This window comes from Pseudomonas palmensis, from assembly GCF_049942755.1.
In the GTDB taxonomy this organism is placed as follows: domain Bacteria; phylum Pseudomonadota; class Gammaproteobacteria; order Pseudomonadales; family Pseudomonadaceae; genus Aquipseudomonas; species Aquipseudomonas palmensis.
In genome coordinates, this window is record NZ_CP187958.1 from 3,614,610 (window position 1) to 3,631,101 (window position 16,492).

A 16,492-nucleotide genomic window follows, 5' to 3' on the forward strand; every position below is an offset into this window, starting at 1 on the left:
CACGTCAGTAGGTGGCGACGGGGACTTCCACCGTATAGCGGTGCTGCGGGTTGCGTGTGTCAGTCAGGGTGTACCGGCTCATCGAGCCGTTGTCGTTGGCCATCGGCTGGGTATCGATGTCGACGGTGAACGTCTGGCCACCGGTGTGCAGCGTGCCCTGGGGTGTGATTCGCGCATCGGCCGGGACGAGCAGGCCCCCCAGGTGGCCGTAGCCATTTTCATCGAAGTGATAGTCGACCAGGGCGTCGCGTCGTTGCAGGGCGAACACCTCGGGCAGGTAGGGCCGGTGGTCGATGTTCCAGTCATTGCGCAGGTCGCTCACCCAGACGCCCGGCAGGTCGAAACGGTGGCGCAGCAGGCTGTCTTCAAGCGGCACGCTGACCACCTCCAGGCAACACACGGTCTGCTTGCGCTGCTCGTCCAGCACGGCCATGCGCGTGCCGCGGGCAACCACTGCCGGCAGCATGGCAAATGCCATGTTCTCTTCGATATACCCGGCATCGGCCGCCGTGGCGAGGTTGCGCCAGCCACCGAACAGCACCGGGGCCGGGTCGGCCATGGCCGCAAGGCCGGCCGTGGCCAGGCCGATACTCGCCAGGAGGCGATAGGGGATACGCATCGTAGGCTCCTGCCTTATAGGGCGAAAAACGGGAAGCGCAGCGTACTATACTCAGGCACACCCCTGGCTGTGACGGGTGCCACACTTTTGCCATCGGCGCTCAAGGCTGCCGTTTGGCAGCCGACACATTGGCGACAGGAGAACAACAACCATGCTGCCGCCCATCATTCCCCTCAGTGCCGCCCCGGTCACCACGCAACACGACCCGGTCAAGCAGCCGCCGACCATCGCCCCCGTGGTGCCGGCCCAGCCCAGCGCCACCGACAGCAATATCGATTTCAAGAAGCGCGACCCGCAGGAGTCGGGGGTACTGCTGCGTGACGAGCAGCGCCGCCGCCAGGGCAAACGCCGCAAGGCCCCGGACGAAGAGCTGTACCAGGCCCTGCCGGGCGACGAGGTCAACGCCGACAACACCGTGCCGGTGGCGCCGTTGATGGGCGAACAGCCGCGCCAGGGCCTGCTGGTGGACATCGAAGTCTGAGCGGGGCTGTTCAGTGCGGGCGCGAGCCCTCATCATGGCGACTTCCGCAGTCCGTTCCACGAGCCTGAACATGAGCCAAGACGACAACCTGATCGATTTCGGCGCCGAGCGCGCCCGTCGCGTGCACGACCTCAAGGAAAAGCGCCTGAACGAAGTGCGTCAGGCGTTCGAGCAGGCAATGCCCCTGGGCAAGGGCAAGAAAAAGCCCAAGGGCAAGCCGAAGAAGCGCTGATTCTTGATGCAGGTCAACCCTGCACCCGCCTCGCGCGTCCGTTGATGGGCGCCATTGACCTCGGTCAATTTCCTCTCCCGCCCCATTCGCTACTGTTACCCCATCAGACAGGTGCAGGCGAATGGAGGCCGATATGTTCTTCGATAATGTGGTTATCGCTGGCGTTGTGACAGTCGGCCTGATGCTGCTGTTTTTCGCAGGCCTGGGTATTTTCATCTGGAAGGACTCGAACAAGCGCAAGCAGGGCTGATCCTTTCCGATACACGAGCACGCAAGGCATTTAGGGCAACTTCGGTTGCCCATTTTTTTTGCCTGGAATTTGGGGTGGCAGTACCGGGGCCTGCCGGGATGGGCCCTGTAGGCACGGCCTTGCCGGCGCGGGAAGACAGAAAAATTCTGGACTATAAGTAGTTAGCTAGCTAATAATTCGCATCTGACCTTTCCCGCGTATCTGTGTCTATCTTTACTTCATCGCTTCCCAAGGTTCGATCCGTGCCCATCACTCTGCAGGCCCTGCTGGCGCCCAACCGACTCGCTGTGCAATTTGCCGTGAAAACCCTGCTTGGCGGCGGGTTGGCGCTTTGGCTGGCGTTGCGCTGGGGGCTGGAACAACCGGCCTGGGCGTTGATGACGGCTTTCATCGTGGCCCAGCCGCTGTCGGGCATGGTGCTGCAGAAGGGCCTGGCACGGCTGTTCGGCACGCTGGTCGGGACGATCATGTCAGTTGTGTTCATGGGCCTGTTCGCCCAGACGCCGTGGCTGTTTCTGCTGGCGCTGGCCCTGTGGCTGGCGCTGTGCACGGCCTGCTCGACCCTGCTGCGCAGCGCCTGGGCGTATTCCTTCGTGCTGGCCGGTTACACCGTGGCGATCATCGCCTTGCCGGCCATCAATCACCCGCTGCTGGTGTTCGACCAGGCGGTGGCACGCTGCACCGAGATCAGCCTGGGCATCATCTGCGCCACCTTGGTCAGCGCCTTGCTCTGGCCGATGCGGGTTGAGCAGCAGCTCAGCGGGCAGGCTCGCCAGGCCTGGCAAAGCGGCCTGCAGGCGGCCAGTGCGACCCTGACCGGCGAGGAGCAGGGGCGCAAGGGCCTTCTGGAGATTCTGGGGCGCATCGTCGCGGTGGATGCCCAGCGCGAACACGCCTGGTTCGAAGGCAGCCTGGGTCGCCAGCGTGCCCGGGCGATTCGCGGGCTCAGCCAGAAGCTGCTGATCCTGTTGCGCATCGCCCGTTCTGTACGCCGTCAGTGGCGCCAGCTCGACGACGAACAGGCGCAGCACATGGCCCCGTGGTTGAGCGAGGTGCAGGCCGCCCTGGCCGAGCCCGATCAGGCCGCACTGCTGGTGCTGCGCCAGCGCGTGTGGGATGCCGCCCATGACGAGCACAACAGCCCCGCGCAGCATTACTGCCTGGCGCGTCTTACCTTGCTGCTGGACAACGCCATGGCGGCGACCCTGGCCCTGCGCGCGGTGGAGGAGGGCAAGGCACCGGTCGACCTGCCCGACAGCCTGGCGGTGCACCGCGACGTGCCGCTGGCACTGCTGTTCGGCTCGCGCAGTGCGCTGGCGTTCCTGGCCATGGCCAGCTTCTGGCTGGCCACCGCCTGGTCGGCGGCGCCCGGCGGCCTGGTGCTCACCTGCGTGGTGTGCAGCCTGTTCGCCAGTCGCGAGAACGGCGCGCAGATCGGCATGAGTTTTTTGCGCGGCATCCTGCTGGCGGTGCCCGTGGCGTTCTTCGTCGGGCAGATCCTGCTGCCGCAGTGGAGCGGTTTTGCCTTGCTGTGCATGGGCATGGGGGTGCCGCTGTTCCTGGGCGCGCTGGGCATGGCCAACCCGAAAATCGGCGCCACAGCCACTTCGTACTGCCTGCACTTCATCGTGCTGGTGGCACCGCTCAATACCATGACGTTCGATGTGGCCAACTTTCTCAACAGTGCCCAGGCCATGCTGCTGGGGGTGGGCGCAGCGGTGCTGGCGTTCAAGCTGCTGGTGTTGCGCAACCCCGCATGGCACGGCCGGCGCCTGCGCGCCGCCACCCAGAACGACCTGGTACGCCTGACCCGGCGCGACCTGCGCGGCGCCGAAACCTGGTTTGGCGGGCGCATGGCCGACCGCCTGCTGCAGCTGGCGCGCCATTACACCGCGCTGCCCGAGCAGGAGCGCGGCCACTGGGACGATGGCCTGCACGGGCTGGACATCGGCGACGAACTGCTGCACCTGCGCATGTGCCTGGCGGTGGCCCAGGTGCCACCGGACGCGGCGCAGCGTGCGTATTTCCAGCAGCTGGAAAACGTGCTGGCACAGGGCCCGGGTGCCGGGCGCGGGCAGCGCCTGGATGCTGCCAGCGAAGCCTTCATCGCGGCGTTGCAGCAACGCCCCGACAGCGACCCGCTACGTCTTGCCGTGGGCGCGGTACTGCAACTTCGACACAGCTGGGCCAAATGGTGCCGGCGACAGGAGGAACTCCATGGGGTTGCGTGAGTGGGCAATGGGCGGGGTACTGCTCAGCCCGTTTCTGATCTATGCGGTGCTGGCGCTGCTGCTGACCTTCGCGGTGCGGCTGCTGCTGCGTCTGACCCCGCTGGGGCGCTGGGTGTGGCATGAAGCCCTGTTCGACACTGCACTGTTCGTTTGTATTCTGGCCCTGGTCACCCGCGTACTGGGGCCCCTGTAAGGAGTTTGACCATGCGTACCTATGTGCGTGTTGCCGTAACCCTGTGCCTGGTGGTGGTGGCGGTGTTCGCCGGCCTCGAACTGTGGCGCTACTACATGCTCACCCCCTGGACCCGCGACGCGAAGATCCGCGCCGACGTGGTGATCGTCGCCCCGGATGTGTCGGGCTGGGTGCGCGAGCTCAAGGTGCACGACAACCAGGAGGTCAAGGCGGGGGATTTGCTGATGTCCATCGACAAGGACCGCTTCGAGGCCGCGCTGGAAAAAGCCAATGCCGTGGCCGAGACCCGCCAGCAGCAACTGCGCCTGCGCGAACACGAGGCCTCGCGCCGCGCTGCACTGGGCCCGCAGGCGATCAGCGCCGAGCTGCGCGAAAATGCCCAGATCAACGCCGCCGTGGCCCGTGGCGAGCTGCGCCAGGCATTGGCCGAGGTCAAGGTGGCCGCGCTCAACCTGGCGCGCAGCCAGGTCAAGGCACCGCGGGACGGGCACATCACCAACCTGCGCCTGGCCGAGGGCAATTATGTGAATGCCGGGCAGCCGGTGATGGCGCTGGTGGACGACTCGACCTTCTATGTGCAGGCCTATTTCGAAGAAACCAAGCTGCCGCGCATCAAGGTCGGTGCGCCGGTCAAGGTGTGGCTGATGAGCGCCGGCGAGCCGATGCAGGGCCATGTGCAGAGCATCAGCCGCGGCATCACCGATCGCAACGCCACCCCCGACAGCCAGTTGCTGGCCGAAGTGGAGCCGACCTTCAACTGGGTGCGCCTGGCCCAGCGCATTCCGGTACGCATCCGGCTCGACGAGGTGCCGGCGGGGGTCAACCTCAGTGCAGGCATGACCGCCAGCGTGCAGGTGCGCGAGGACTGAGGCGGCGCCTATAATCGCGCCCATCGATTCGGCACGTGGGCGAGGGAACGTACATGAGCATCACCAACAGCCCCACCTGGGCGCAACTCGAAGCACGCTGGGGTCACGGTTTCGACACCTTGCTGGCGCAGGAGCAGGAAGCCATCGCGCTGTGGTGGCTGGAGGCCGAAACCATGAACGGGCGGCTGGACCAGTATTTCTGGAACAGTGCCGGCGACCAGGCCCTGATCGCCTTGCGCGGCCTGCATGCCCTGCACATGCCGGTCACTGCCAAGGCGTTCGGTGATGCCCTGGCGCTGTTCGGCCCGCACTACCCCGAGCGTCGTGACGCGCGCATGGAAGTGCTCGAGGCGCTTGAGGCAGCGCACGGCGAGGACCTGTTCGAGGCCCCGTCGCGATTGATCCAGAACCTGCCCGAGGACTTCGTGCAGGCCGCACTGGACCGCCTCACCGAGCTGTACAGGCACCTCTGAGGTTTCAGAGGAACATCCCGCCCGATACCTCCACCCGCTGGCCGTTGATCCAGCTGCCACCGTCGCCGAGCAGCACAGCCACCGCCGCGCCGATATCATCCGGCAGGCCGACGCGGCCCAGGGCGGTGTTGCTGGCGATAAAGCCGTTCACCTGGTCATTGTCGCGCACCACACCGCCACCAAAGTCGGTCTCGATGGCACCGGGGACCAGGATGTTCACGCGAATGCCACGCGCACCGAGCTCCTTGGCCTGGTAGCGGGTCAGCACCTCCATCGCCCCCTTCATCGCCGCGTAGGCGGCAAAGCCGGGCAGGGCGAAGCGGGTCAGCCCGGTGGAAATGTTGACGATGCGGCCCTGGTCGGCAAGCAGCGGCAGCAGCCGCTGGGTGAGAAAGAACGGGCCCTTGAGCTGGATGTTGAGCAGGGTATCGAACTGCGCTTCGGTGGTTTCGCTGAAGCTTGCGTTGATGCCGATGCCGGCGTTGTTCACCAGAAAGTCGAACTGCCGACGGCCGAAGGTACGCTGCAAGGTGTCATCGAGGGTGGCGGCGAACGCCTCGAAGCTGGCGCTGTTGCTCACGTCCAGTTGCAACATGGTGGCGCGCACGCCTTTTTGCTCAAGCTCGGCCACCAGCGCGTGGGCCTCGTCGGCCTTGCTGTGGTAGGTGCCGATGATGTCGATGCCCTGGGCTGCCAGGTGCAACGCGGTGTTCCTGCCCAGGCCACGGCTGGCGCCGGTAATCAGTGCGATCTTGCGGGTCATGGTCGGTTCCTCGGGGTGGCTGAAGTCGAGCACAGTCTATTGGTCGCTCCGGTACTGATAAATCCGCTGGATTCGGAAATACTGTTCGGCAGGGTCGAACAATGAAGGGGGCTGGATGAACACGCTGGAGCTGTTGCGCACCTTTGTGCGGGTTGCCGAACTGTCGAGCTTCACCCTGGCCGGTGAGAGCCTGGGGCTGCCGCGTTCTACCGTCTCGGAACAGGTGCGCCTGCTCGAGAGGCACCTGGGCACGCGCCTGCTCAACCGCACCACGCGGCGTGTACAGGCCACCCAGGATGGCCTGCAACTGTACGAGCGTAGCAAAGACCTGCTGTCGCGAATGGACGAGCTCGAAGGGCTGTTTCGGCCAGACCCGGCCCAGTTGCACGGTCGCCTGCGCATCGACCTGCCGACGCTGATGGCACGGCGCATCATTCTGCCGGCCTTGCCGGCGTTCATGCAGCAGCACCCGGGGCTGGCGCTGGAGATCAGTTGCACCGATCGCCAGGTCGACCTGGTGCGCGAGGGCTTCGACTGCGTGCTGCGCATCGGTGCGCTCAGTGACCTTGCGCTGGTCGCCCGGCCCCTGGGCAGCCTGCGCATGGTCAACTGCGCCAGCCCTGCCTACCTGCAGCGCATGGGGGTGCCGACACGGCTGGAGGCCCTGCGCGACCACCAGTTGATCCACTACGTACAGAACCTGGGGGGGCGCTGCCCGGGGTTCGAGTACCGACAGGGCGCCACGACGCGGTATCAGCCCATGGGCGGTGCAGTCACGGTGAACAATACCGATGCCTACGAAAGCGCCTGCCTGGCCGGGTTGGGCATCATCCAGGCGCCCTTTGCCGGTGTGCGCGAGTACCTGGAGAGCGGGCAACTGGTCAGCGTGCTGGACCAGCAGGTGCCCGAGCCGATGCCGGTGTCATTGCTGTTCGCTCGGCAGGTGCACCTGCCGTTGCGGGTGGCGGCGTTCATGGGTTGGCTGGAGCAGGTTCTGGCGGGGCAACTCGATCCAGTGGCAGACGCAGGCTGAACAGCGTGCCGGCCTCGCGGCTGGACACCACTTCCATGCGCCCGCCATGGGCCAGGGCAATCTGGTTGGCGATGTACAGGCCCAGCCCCAGGCCGCTTTGCGGGGTGCCGTCGAGCGGGCGCGAAAACGGCTGGAACAGTTGCGCCATCACCGCCGGGGCAATCGGCACGCCCTGGTTGTGCACGCCCAGGGTGAACACCTGCTGCTCGATACGCGCCGATACATCTACCGGGCTGTTGGCGTCGCCATGGTTCAGCGCGTTGGCCAGCAGGTTGGAGAGCAGCTGGGTGATCCGCTCGCGGTCGCAGCACATGCCGCTGAGGTCATCGATATGCAGGCGTATCACCCGCTGCGGGTAGACCCGTTGCAGCTCGGAGGCCACCTGACGCAGGGCGGTGTCCAGGTCGGGGCAGGGCTGGATGTTCACCATGATGCCGTTGCCCAGGCGCCCGCGGGCGAAGTCCAGCACATCGCGCACCAGTTCGGTGGCACGGCGTCCGGAGGCGAGGATGTGCTCGGCGATGGTTCGCGAGCGTGCATCGCCCAGGCGCTTGACCAGCAGCTCGGCGCCGGCGGTGATGGCGAACAGCGGGTTGCGCAGGTCGTGGCCGAGCACCGCGATGAACTGTTCGCGCAGCTCGGCGATGGCCAGCTCCTTCTTCAGCGCCGCCTCGGTCTGCTGGGCGGCTTCCTCGCTCTCGATCTGGATCGTCAACAGCCGCGCGAAGGACTCCATCATCGGCTGGATGGCACTGCCGGTGAGGGCGGCCGGGGCCGGATCGAGCGCGCAGATGGTGCCGAAAAAGCTGCCGTTGGTACGGAACACCGGCACCGAGATATAGCTTTCGAAGCGGTACAGGCGCGGGGTGGGGTGGTGGCAGTAGCGGGCGTCCTCGCTGGCCTTGTCGATCACGATGGTCTGGTGGCTGCCGCGAATCTCGTGGCATAGCGTGGTGGCCACGTCCAGCTCGCCGCCCACTCCCAGGCCAAAGCCCAGGTTGTCGAGCACGGCGCAGGCTGTCCAGTTGTTCTCGGTGACACGGGCCACGGCCGCAAAGCGCATGCCGGTGGTTTCGCAGATCACCTGGAGGATGGCCGGCACGGCGTTGATCCGCGCAATCGTGGCAAGGTCGGCGGTGATGGCAGTACTCATGGAACGTCCACGTGGCTGGCGGCAAGGTGAGGATGTCTGGCAGTTTAGCGAAAAAAAGGGTGTCAGGCGCAGGCGGGTTTTTAGTAACCTCTGCCTGTCGAGCTTCTCCGTCAGAGAGGGCCGCAGACGACCCGCCCCGCGTGCCAATTCCATTCACCCCGCATCTTCGACGATGCTTCAGTGAGGTTTGACATGCACATCACTTCCCAGGATATCTGCGCCGCGGCCGACCAGCTCAAGGGCTTCGTAGGCTTCAACCACAAGCTGGGCCGGCATATCGTGCGCTTCAGCGAAGACTCGTTCGGCATGGACGTGGCCGACGACAGCATCATCCCCAGTGATGAATTCGTGTGGCAGGCGAGCGGCGGCGAGGTGATGACCTTGCGCCGCGAACTGATCGAGGTGCTGCTGGCGCAGAATGTCGACGAGCGGTTGAACATCACCGAGCCGTTGCGGGTGTACCTGCGTCGCAACGACCTGCCGGAGATCGCGGCCCAGCGCCGCTTGCGGGCGTGACACAGGGCCGCAAGCCCTAGCTGCAGGAGCCGGCCATGCCGGCGAAGGCGCCGGAATGTGGTGCCTGCATTTCAGTCCGGGTAGGCCAGGCGCAGCGGCACCACCTCGCCGCGGGCCACATTGACCTTGTTGCGGCCACTCTGCTTGGCCGCATACAGCGCCTTGTCCGCCTCGTTCAGCCACACCATGGAGTCTGCGAAGCCTGGCTGGAAGCTGGCCAGGCCGATGCTCAGGCTGATGCGCAATTGCGGGAGCTGCTCGTTGCGGTACTCGTTGACCCGCTGGCGCAGGCGCTCCATGACCTGGCTGGCATGCTCCAGGCTGCACCCGGGCAGGATCACGCCGAATTCATCCCCGCCGTAGCGCCCCGGCACGTCGTCCTCGCGCAGGTTGCGCTTGAGCTCGACGCTCAGCTGGCGCAGCACGCAGTCACCCACCACATGGCCATACACATCGTTGATGGTCTTGAAGTGGTCGATGTCGATGATCGCGATCACGGCCTGGGCCGGGGCCTGCTGGCACAGCTGAAAGCGCAGCTGCAGCAGGTCTTTCCATGAGCCGTGGTTGAACAGGCCGGTGAGGCTGTCGGTGCGGCTCAGCGCACTGAGGCTGCGCTTGTGCTCGGCCAGCTTGATCGCCAGGCGGTAGCACACCCAGCCCAGCGCCAGCGGATAGAGGGTCAGCATCGGCAGGCAGGCGTACACCTGCACGGTGCTGACCTCCAGTTGCAGGCTCGGCCCGAACAGCGCCACCGCCGCCACCATGCCCAGCCCCATGGCCAGCAGCCCTTGCACAAACAGGCGCTGACCACCGGCGGCGACGTTGTTCATGCCCATCATGGCCAGGATGGTGACGCTGATCAGCGGGTTGAACTGCACGGTGCCGGCCCAGAAGCCGCCCATCAGCGAGTCGACCATCAGGTTGCGCTGTTCGGCGCGATAGGGGGCTTGCGAGCGCAGGCCGAGCTGGTAGGCCAGGTGCGGCCAGCCCAGCCCGTTGAACACCAGCAGCGCTACGACCCAGTACGGCAGCTGCAGGGGCAGCACGCCGGAGAGCACGCTGAACAGGCCGATACCCGAGCCGATGATACGCGGCAGGTAAATTCTTCTGACAAATGATAGTCCCTTGCCGTTGCTGATTTGAGTCATGATTTGCCGATCTGCCTGACGCCGTTCATCGCATAATTTGCGTGAATATTGTTGAACAAAGCCGGGCTGTTCAAGAATGGCCTTGCAGGCCATTTCACAGTTGGTACGGGCAATGGGCATGCACCTGAAACGGTTAGTCGGAGTATTTGCATTCATGGCTTCCCTTGCAGCACAAGCCACCGAAACCCCCGCGCAGCCGTCGCTGCAGCAGGACGGGCGGTACCGCAACCAGGCCCAGTTGCCCCGCGACGGGGTGCTGAAAAAACTGCGCATCGGTTTCAAGTTCCTGTTTCTGAGCAAGCCGGCCGACACCCGGCCAACCCTGCCGATACCGGTGCACCCCCTGAGCCAGGCCCAGGTGCTGGCCGCGCCGGACCGCAGCCTGTGGCGCCTGGGCCATTCCACGGTGCTGCTCAAGCTGCGCGATCGTTTCTTCATCACCGACCCGGTGTTCGCCGAGCGCGCCTCGCCGGTGCAGTGGGCCGGCCCGCAGCGCTTTCACCAGCCGCCGCTGGCGCTGGAGCAACTGCCGCCGATCACGGCGGTGATACTGTCCCACGACCATTACGACCATCTGGATGAACGGGCGGTGCTGGCCCTGGCCGAGCGCACCGAGGTGTTCCTTGCCCCGCTTGGGGTGGGCGACACCCTGGTCGGGTGGGGCGTGCCTGCGGCCAAGGTGCGCCAGCTCGACTGGTGGCAGGCCACGGAGGTTGCGGGCATCCAGTTCGTCGCCACCCCGGCGCAGCACTTCTCCGGGCGCGGGCTGTTCGACAGCAACCGCACCCTGTGGGCGTCGTGGGTGGTGCTCGATGAGGACCTGCGCCTGTTCTTCAGCGGCGATACCGGCTATTTCGAGGGCTTCAGGCAGATCGGCGAACGCTATGGGCCCTTCGACGTGACCCTGATGGAAACCGGCGCCTACAACGTCAACTGGCCCAATGTGCACATGCAGCCCGAGCAGAGCCTGCAGGCGCACCTGGACCTGCGCGGGCGCTGGTTGCTGCCGATCCACAACGGCACCTTCGACCTGTCCACCCACGCCTGGCATGAACCCTTCGACCGCATCATGGCCCTGGCGGCCAACGCACGGGTACTGCTGAGCACCCCGCAGATGGGGGAGCGGGTCAGCCTGGTGCAACCGCAGCGGGGTACCGCGTGGTGGCTTCCACTGGAGCAACAGCAGGCCCAGGCGGGCGTGTTGGCCTCCGGGCAGCGTTAAGGTGCGTCGCTAGGGTCGCGCCGGCCGGGCAAGGGGCGCTCGCGGCCCTTGCTCAGGGTTTCATCGGGCAGGCCGGCGTCGCTGCGAATCTGCGCATGGCTGATCAGCGCGAAGATGAAGCTGCCGCCCACGATGTTGCCCGCCAGGGTCGGCGCGGCAAAGTGCAGCCAGAACTGCTGCCAGCTCACTTCCCCGGCCCACACCAGGTACGACACCTCGACCGAGCCAACCACGATATGGGTGAAGTCACCCAGCGCCATGAGATAGGTGATCAGCAGGATGATCCAGATCTTGGCGTTCTCCATCGACGGGATCATCCACACCATGGTCGCGATCATCCAGCCAGAGATGATGCCCTTGGCAAACATCTGGCCCACCTCGTTTTCCATGACCTTGCGCCCCACTTCGAGAAAGGCGAGATCGGTCTTGGTGTCGAAGATCGGCAGGTGCAGCATCACGTACGACACCAGCACGGTGCCCACCAGGTTGCCGAACAGCACCACGCCCCACAGGCGCAACAGGCGCCCCACATTGTTGAACGTGGGTTTGGTCATCACCGGCAGCACGGCGGTCAGGGTATTTTCGGTAAACAGTTGCTGGCGCGCGAGAATCACCGCCAGAAAGCCCGCCGAATAGCCCAGGCTGGCGATCACCTGGCTGCTGTCGCCCTCGGGCAGGCGGGAATAGAACAGCCCCATCGCCATCAGCGACAGGCCCATGCTCAAGCCGGCCGCCAGTGCCGACCACCACAGCGCCGCGATGGTGCGCTGCAGTTCCTTGTCGCCCTGGGCGCGGATGATCTCGTGGAGCACAGCGGCACGTGGCGGCTGGTTGTGGCTGACCTCCTGCTCTTCGTCCGCTGACAGGCCCGGGGTCTTGCCGCTTTTCTGCTCGTTCATGGGGGAGGCTTCCGTGGTGGGCTCTGAGTAAAGATCCGCCGCCGTTCAATTAGTTGCCTTGTGCCGCAGGCTTTGTCGGCATAATTCACCCCTCTTGAATAGCGGACGTTTTTCCCATGAAACATGGATGTTGCGTCGCACTGCTGGCCGCGCAGGCCTTGATCGCAGCCATGCCCGCCCAGGCGGGCTTGGACAGCGACGTGTTCACCGGTACCCTGGGTACCCAGTCGATCGTGCTGGAGCTCGACCGCGCCGTGCCCGAGGATGTCAGCGGGCGTTACTTCTACGTGAAGCATCACCACGACCTGCAGCTCACCGGCAGCATCCAGGGCACGCGGATTCAACTGGTGGAGGGGCATGAGCCGGCCCCGGAGGCAGGCATCGACTCGCTGCCAACACTCGCGCTGTGGCCGGCTGCCCAGGGCGGCCTGCAAGGTGAGTGGCAAAGCGCCCAGGGCAAACGCCTGCCGATCACGCTGCTGCCGGCACGACTGCCGCAGGTACCGTCGGGTGCAGATCCGTTCCTGGCCCGCCAGTACACCGACTCACCCTATGAGTACCTGAGGCTGATGCAACTGCCGTTGAAGCCGGGCGAGCTTGAGCACTTTCAAGGCTACCCGCTGCGCTGGCTGAGCGAGCCGTCCTCGGGGATAAGCCTGTTCGTGATCGAGGACGGTTACCCTGCGCAGCAGCTCACACGCCTCAACCAGTTGCTGCGCGCGCGCCTGTCCAGTGATGTGGTGGCCTACCACCAGTGCATGCTGCTGGGGCGCCCTGGCGGGTACTACCGGCAGACGGTGACGCCGCGGTTCATGAGCAATGCGCTGCTCAGTGTCAGCATCGTGCAGGACTACAGCTGCGACGGCACGCCGATGCTGCCCACCGATGCGCCGCTCAACCTGGCGGTGGAGTCGGGCAAGGAGCTGACCCTGGACGATGTGCTGTGGGTGGGCGAGGGCAAGCCGTTTCACTACGAGTACCAGCCTGGCCCCAACCCCGAGCAGTTCGCCACCGTGAGTTTCGGTGCCTATGTGGACTACCGCTCGCGCACCTTTGCGCCGTGGTTGCTGGAGCAGCTCAAGCAGCTTTATCCGCAGCACATGTTGGGCGAGGTGGGTGAGGACGGCTGCGATTACGCACAGGCGCAGGTGTGGCAGATGCCCACATGGCGCTTTACCCCCGAAGGCATCCAGTTCGACCCGGTGTTCGACAGCGTGCAGCGCCATTGCCGTGGGGTGGGCTGGGCGGTGCTGCCGTATCGGATCGTGAGGCAGCATGCAGGTGGGGTGGCGCTCGAACTGCCGGAGTGAGGGCGTTCAACTATGTAGCACCGCTGCAGCCTGCAGCGACTTCAAGCTCTCTGCTCCGCCACTTCAAGCAGAGAGCAGCCCATGACTATCGGTTCCACCTACAACCATCCCGCTGATGTTGCGACCCCCTTGGCGGGTAATGCCGAAGGCTGGTCGGCGCGGTTCCCCAACCCGCCCGATCTGTGTTTTGACTACCGCAGGTTGCTCGAGCAGGTCGGTGGTATCGCCCAAGCCCGTCGCGCCGAGCACCGCATTTGCATCATCGGTGCCGGCGTTACCGGTTTGACTGCCGCCCGCGAGCTGCTGCGTTGCGGCTTCCAGCACATCACCCTGATCGAAAAGTCGCAACGGATCGGCGGTCGGCACATGACCATCGTCGACCCTGGCCCAGGCGACAGGGAGCCTTCGACGCCGTTCGAAATGGGCGCCATGCGCATGCCGTTGTTCAATCGCAGTGGCGAAGCGCCGAAAGAGGGGCGCTCGTTGATGGCGTACTACGCCAGTCAGTTCGATCTGCGCTTGTCCGATTTTCCCAACCCGGGTACGCCTGCCGTACGCTCGACAGGCATCTACCTGCGTGAAGGCCTGCTGGACGGCGAGGGCGAGCCGACGCTGTTGATCTGGGACAACGCTGACGGCCGGACACCGCCACCTACGGCCACCTTGCAACAGGTACATGAAAAGTGGCGGGTGTTTGCCGACCGGATGACCGAAACCGTGGCGCAAGCCTATGGCGGCGAGCAGTGGGAAGACCTGTGGGCCGCCATTGTTGAACGCTATCAGGCAATGTCGTTTCGGGACCTGGTCAGGTTGCCGGCAATTGATGTGTGGAACCCCGAAACGCCCGGCGACTTCGGCGGCCTGGGCATGAGCGCGGCAGAGTCCGCGTTGTTCTATGCCATCGGTATCGGCGACGGCAGCTGGGGGGCTTTCTATGATGTCTGCAGCCTTTATCCGCTGCGAACGGCGATCTTCGGCTTCAGCAGCCACCTGCAGCTGGTGCATGGCCGCGTGGACGAGCAGGGTAACCCGCTGGACGCGCCGCTGGTTGCCAATCAGCCTGTATACGACAGCAGAGGTCTGCCGTTCGCGTCACCTACCTACCTGGGGCTGGCCGCTCTGGATGAATGCCTGTTGTTCATGCCGGTGGCGCCAACCGGTGCATCTCCCTACCAGCACCTCAGTGCCCTGCCCAACGGGCTGCTTACCGACAGCCCGGTTACTGGCCTGCGCAAGCTGGCGAACCAGCAGATTCGCGTGCAGTACCAGTGGCATGCCAGCGACCTACAATCGAGCACGTTGCAGAGCGAGGACTTCGACGCAGTGATCGTCACCTTGCCTTCCTGGCTGATCGAGACATCGGTGCGTCTTGAAGGCTTCACTGCGGCAATGCTGCCTCAGCAGATCATCGATGCATACAAGACGGCGCATTGGGAAACCAGCTGCAAGGTGTATGCGCCATTGCAGAAAAGTTTTTTGCAACGTAATCAGGCCATCCCGCAAATTCTCGTTACTGACAGCTTTATCCACGATGTTTATGCCTATCGCTACAACGACCGCTATGCCAGCGACTGCATCCTGCTCAGCTACACCTGGGAGGACGACGCGACCAAGCTGGCCGCGTTCAGCGATGAGCAACTGGTGGAAAAGTGCGTGCAGGAGCTGGACCGGATCCTGTTGCGGTGCAGCAATGTGCAGGCACCGCTATCGCCGTATGTCGATACCCGCAATGCGCGGGTGCAGCGTTGGGTCACCGACCGCAATGCTCTGGGCTGCGCCAGGCTTTACCGGGCCGGCACCTACTACGATGCGTTGAGCCTGATGCGATACAGCCGTGAGCATGCCCGTCACAGCGGGTTGTACCTGGCAGGCGAGTCGTTCTCGGTGGATGCAGGCTGGACCGAGCCCTGCCTGCGTACCGCGATCGATGCCGTGATCAACCTGTGCAACGACACCGGGGCGCTGTTCAACGGCGGTTTCAGCATGGCGGTCTATCCGCACTATCGCATTCAGCCCCAGGCGTCCCGGTAGGCCTTTCCTACAGGCGCAGAGCGGCCTTGCAGCATTGTCGGAAGGGGCCGACTTGTCCCTCTTGAGGGTTGTTTTGTCCACTGGAAAGCCTCCAAACGACAACTCGAACAACAAAAAGGACACTTCCATGCCTGCACCCTCTGTCCCGGTCAGCCCCGTGCGTATTGCCGTGATCCAGTTCGACCCTCAGGTCGGGCTGGACCAGTGCGACAACAACTTGTGCAAAGGTCTGCAGCTCGCCGAAGAGGCGGTGCATGACGGCGCCAACCTGATCGTGCTGCCCGAGCTTGCCAACACCGGCTACACCTTCGAGACCCGAGCAGAAGCCTATGCGCATGCCGAAACCCTCGATGAAGGTCCCAGCATCAAGACCTGGCGCGCCTTCGCCCGGGAGCATCAGGTGTACCTGGTGGCAGGATTTGCCGAGCGCGATGGCCTCAAGCTGTATGACAGCGCGGTGCTGTTCGGCCCCGACGGCCTGCTGGGCCATTACCGCAAGGCACACCTGTGGAACCAGGAAAAGCTCTGGTTCAGCCCCGGTGATCTGGGCTTTCCGGTGTTTGAAACCCCGATCGGGCGGATCGGCCTGATGATCTGCTGGGACGTATGGTTTCCCGAGGTGCCACGCCTGCTTGCGTTGCAGGGTGCAGACATCATCTGCAGCCTGAACAACTGGGTGTGGACACCGCCCCCGCTGTTCGATGCCAGCGGCAGGTGCATGGCCTCGTACCTCACCATCACTGCGGCCCACGTCAACAATGTCTACATTGCCGCCGCCAACCGCATCGGCAGCGAGCGTGGCGGGCGTTTTCTGGGGTGTTCGCTGATCGCGGGCACCAATGGCTGGCCGTTGGGCAAGGTGGGGGGCGCCGAGGACGAGTGCATCCTGTATGCCGATGTCGACCTCAGCACTGCACGCAGCGCGCCGGTCTGGAACAGCCTGAATGACCTGCCACGGGACCGTCGCACCGATTGCTATGGCGCAATGCTGGGTTATGACCAGCATCCAGCGCTGCCGCGCTGAGGAGTCGCCATGGACAAGTCAATCGACAAGGTGGAGGCGGGCTTT

Annotated in this window: 18 protein-coding genes; 13 read left to right on the forward strand and 5 right to left on the reverse strand. The window is 64.7% G+C overall.

Annotated features, from left to right (window positions below):
• Positions 1-4: 4 nt before the first annotated feature.
• Positions 5-619 (reverse strand): decarboxylase, encoded by a 615-nt coding sequence (locus ACPRTJ_RS16695; protein WP_100633623.1) that lies wholly within the window; start codon positions 617-619, stop codon positions 5-7.
• A gap of 151 nt (positions 620-770) precedes the next feature.
• Between ACPRTJ_RS16695 and ACPRTJ_RS16700 the strand changes: the two genes are divergently transcribed.
• The 7 genes from ACPRTJ_RS16700 to ACPRTJ_RS16730 all read left to right on the forward strand — a co-directional run bounded on the left by ACPRTJ_RS16700 (position 771) and on the right by ACPRTJ_RS16730 (position 5,348).
• The gene (locus ACPRTJ_RS16700) at positions 771-1,100 is read left to right on the forward strand and encodes a hypothetical protein (protein ID WP_043862600.1); all 330 of its coding nucleotides are present in this window, start codon (positions 771-773) and stop codon (positions 1,098-1,100) included.
• A gap of 70 nt (positions 1,101-1,170) precedes the next feature.
• Positions 1,171-1,332: a hypothetical protein gene (locus tag ACPRTJ_RS16705; RefSeq protein ID WP_088513942.1), complete on the forward strand. Its 162-nt coding sequence runs from the start codon at positions 1,171-1,173 to the stop codon at positions 1,330-1,332.
• Positions 1,333-1,465: 133 nt separating this feature from the next.
• On the forward strand, positions 1,466-1,582 hold the full coding sequence (gene ccoM / locus ACPRTJ_RS16710; RefSeq protein ID WP_043862641.1) for a cytochrome c oxidase subunit CcoM: 117 nt from the start codon (positions 1,466-1,468) through the stop codon (positions 1,580-1,582).
• Positions 1,583-1,824: 242 nt separating this feature from the next.
• Positions 1,825-3,813 (forward strand): FUSC family protein, encoded by a 1,989-nt coding sequence (locus ACPRTJ_RS16715; protein ID WP_253086732.1) that lies wholly within the window; start codon positions 1,825-1,827, stop codon positions 3,811-3,813.
• Positions 3,800-4,006: a DUF1656 domain-containing protein gene (locus tag ACPRTJ_RS16720; RefSeq protein ID WP_043862598.1), complete on the forward strand. Its 207-nt coding sequence runs from the start codon at positions 3,800-3,802 to the stop codon at positions 4,004-4,006. The genes ACPRTJ_RS16715 and ACPRTJ_RS16720 overlap by 14 nt, the downstream gene beginning before the upstream one ends.
• A gap of 11 nt (positions 4,007-4,017) precedes the next feature.
• Positions 4,018-4,875 (forward strand): efflux RND transporter periplasmic adaptor subunit, encoded by an 858-nt coding sequence (locus tag ACPRTJ_RS16725; protein ID WP_043862597.1) that lies wholly within the window; start codon positions 4,018-4,020, stop codon positions 4,873-4,875.
• A 53-nt stretch (positions 4,876-4,928) separates the two neighbouring features.
• The gene (locus ACPRTJ_RS16730) at positions 4,929-5,348 is read left to right on the forward strand and encodes a DMP19 family protein (RefSeq protein WP_116052147.1); all 420 of its coding nucleotides are present in this window, start codon (positions 4,929-4,931) and stop codon (positions 5,346-5,348) included.
• 4 nt (positions 5,349-5,352) lie between these two features.
• On the opposite strand, the gene ACPRTJ_RS16735 is transcribed toward ACPRTJ_RS16730, so the two are convergent.
• Positions 5,353-6,111, reverse strand: coding sequence for an SDR family NAD(P)-dependent oxidoreductase (locus tag ACPRTJ_RS16735; RefSeq protein WP_426427128.1), 759 nt, complete (start codon positions 6,109-6,111; stop codon positions 5,353-5,355).
• Positions 6,112-6,226: 115 nt separating this feature from the next.
• On the opposite strand from ACPRTJ_RS16735, the gene ACPRTJ_RS16740 reads away from it, so the two are divergent.
• Positions 6,227-7,144 carry a LysR family transcriptional regulator gene (locus ACPRTJ_RS16740; protein ID WP_236176567.1) on the forward strand — a complete coding sequence of 306 codons (918 nt, stop codon included), beginning with the start codon at positions 6,227-6,229 and terminating at the stop codon, positions 7,142-7,144.
• Here the strand turns inward: ACPRTJ_RS16740 and ACPRTJ_RS16745 are convergent.
• Positions 7,083-8,297, reverse strand: coding sequence for a GAF domain-containing sensor histidine kinase (locus ACPRTJ_RS16745; RefSeq protein ID WP_426427129.1), 1,215 nt, complete (start codon positions 8,295-8,297; stop codon positions 7,083-7,085). The genes ACPRTJ_RS16740 and ACPRTJ_RS16745 overlap by 62 nt on opposite strands.
• Before the next feature lie 192 nt (positions 8,298-8,489).
• Here ACPRTJ_RS16745 and ACPRTJ_RS16750 point away from each other — a divergent pair, with 192 nt between their 5' ends.
• Positions 8,490-8,813 (forward strand): DUF2025 family protein, encoded by a 324-nt coding sequence (locus tag ACPRTJ_RS16750; RefSeq protein ID WP_426427130.1) that lies wholly within the window; start codon positions 8,490-8,492, stop codon positions 8,811-8,813.
• A gap of 71 nt (positions 8,814-8,884) precedes the next feature.
• Here ACPRTJ_RS16750 and ACPRTJ_RS16755 read toward each other — a convergent pair whose 3' ends face one another.
• Positions 8,885-9,961, reverse strand: coding sequence for a diguanylate cyclase (locus ACPRTJ_RS16755; RefSeq protein ID WP_078480541.1), 1,077 nt, complete (start codon positions 9,959-9,961; stop codon positions 8,885-8,887).
• A gap of 154 nt (positions 9,962-10,115) precedes the next feature.
• Here ACPRTJ_RS16755 and ACPRTJ_RS16760 point away from each other — a divergent pair, with 154 nt between their 5' ends.
• Positions 10,116-11,183 (forward strand): MBL fold metallo-hydrolase, encoded by a 1,068-nt coding sequence (locus ACPRTJ_RS16760; RefSeq protein ID WP_426427131.1) that lies wholly within the window; start codon positions 10,116-10,118, stop codon positions 11,181-11,183.
• Here the strand turns inward: ACPRTJ_RS16760 and ACPRTJ_RS16765 are convergent.
• Positions 11,180-12,082, reverse strand: a complete 903-nt coding sequence (locus ACPRTJ_RS16765) for a formate/nitrite transporter family protein (protein WP_043862589.1) — start codon at positions 12,080-12,082, stop codon at positions 11,180-11,182. The genes ACPRTJ_RS16760 and ACPRTJ_RS16765 overlap by 4 nt on opposite strands.
• Before the next feature lie 116 nt (positions 12,083-12,198).
• Between ACPRTJ_RS16765 and ACPRTJ_RS16770 the strand changes: the two genes are divergently transcribed.
• From ACPRTJ_RS16770 to ACPRTJ_RS16780, 3 genes are all read left to right on the forward strand, one after another.
• Entirely contained in the window at positions 12,199-13,392 is a 1,194-nt protein-coding gene (locus ACPRTJ_RS16770) for a hypothetical protein (protein WP_426427132.1), read from the forward strand.
• An 81-nt stretch (positions 13,393-13,473) separates the two neighbouring features.
• A complete protein-coding gene (locus ACPRTJ_RS16775; protein WP_116052142.1) occupies positions 13,474-15,423 on the forward strand; it encodes an FAD-dependent oxidoreductase in 1,950 nt (649 codons plus the stop codon).
• Between the two features lie 127 nt (positions 15,424-15,550).
• The gene (locus ACPRTJ_RS16780) at positions 15,551-16,447 is read left to right on the forward strand and encodes a nitrilase family protein (RefSeq protein WP_054914714.1); all 897 of its coding nucleotides are present in this window, start codon (positions 15,551-15,553) and stop codon (positions 16,445-16,447) included.
• Positions 16,448-16,492: the final 45 nt, after the last annotated feature.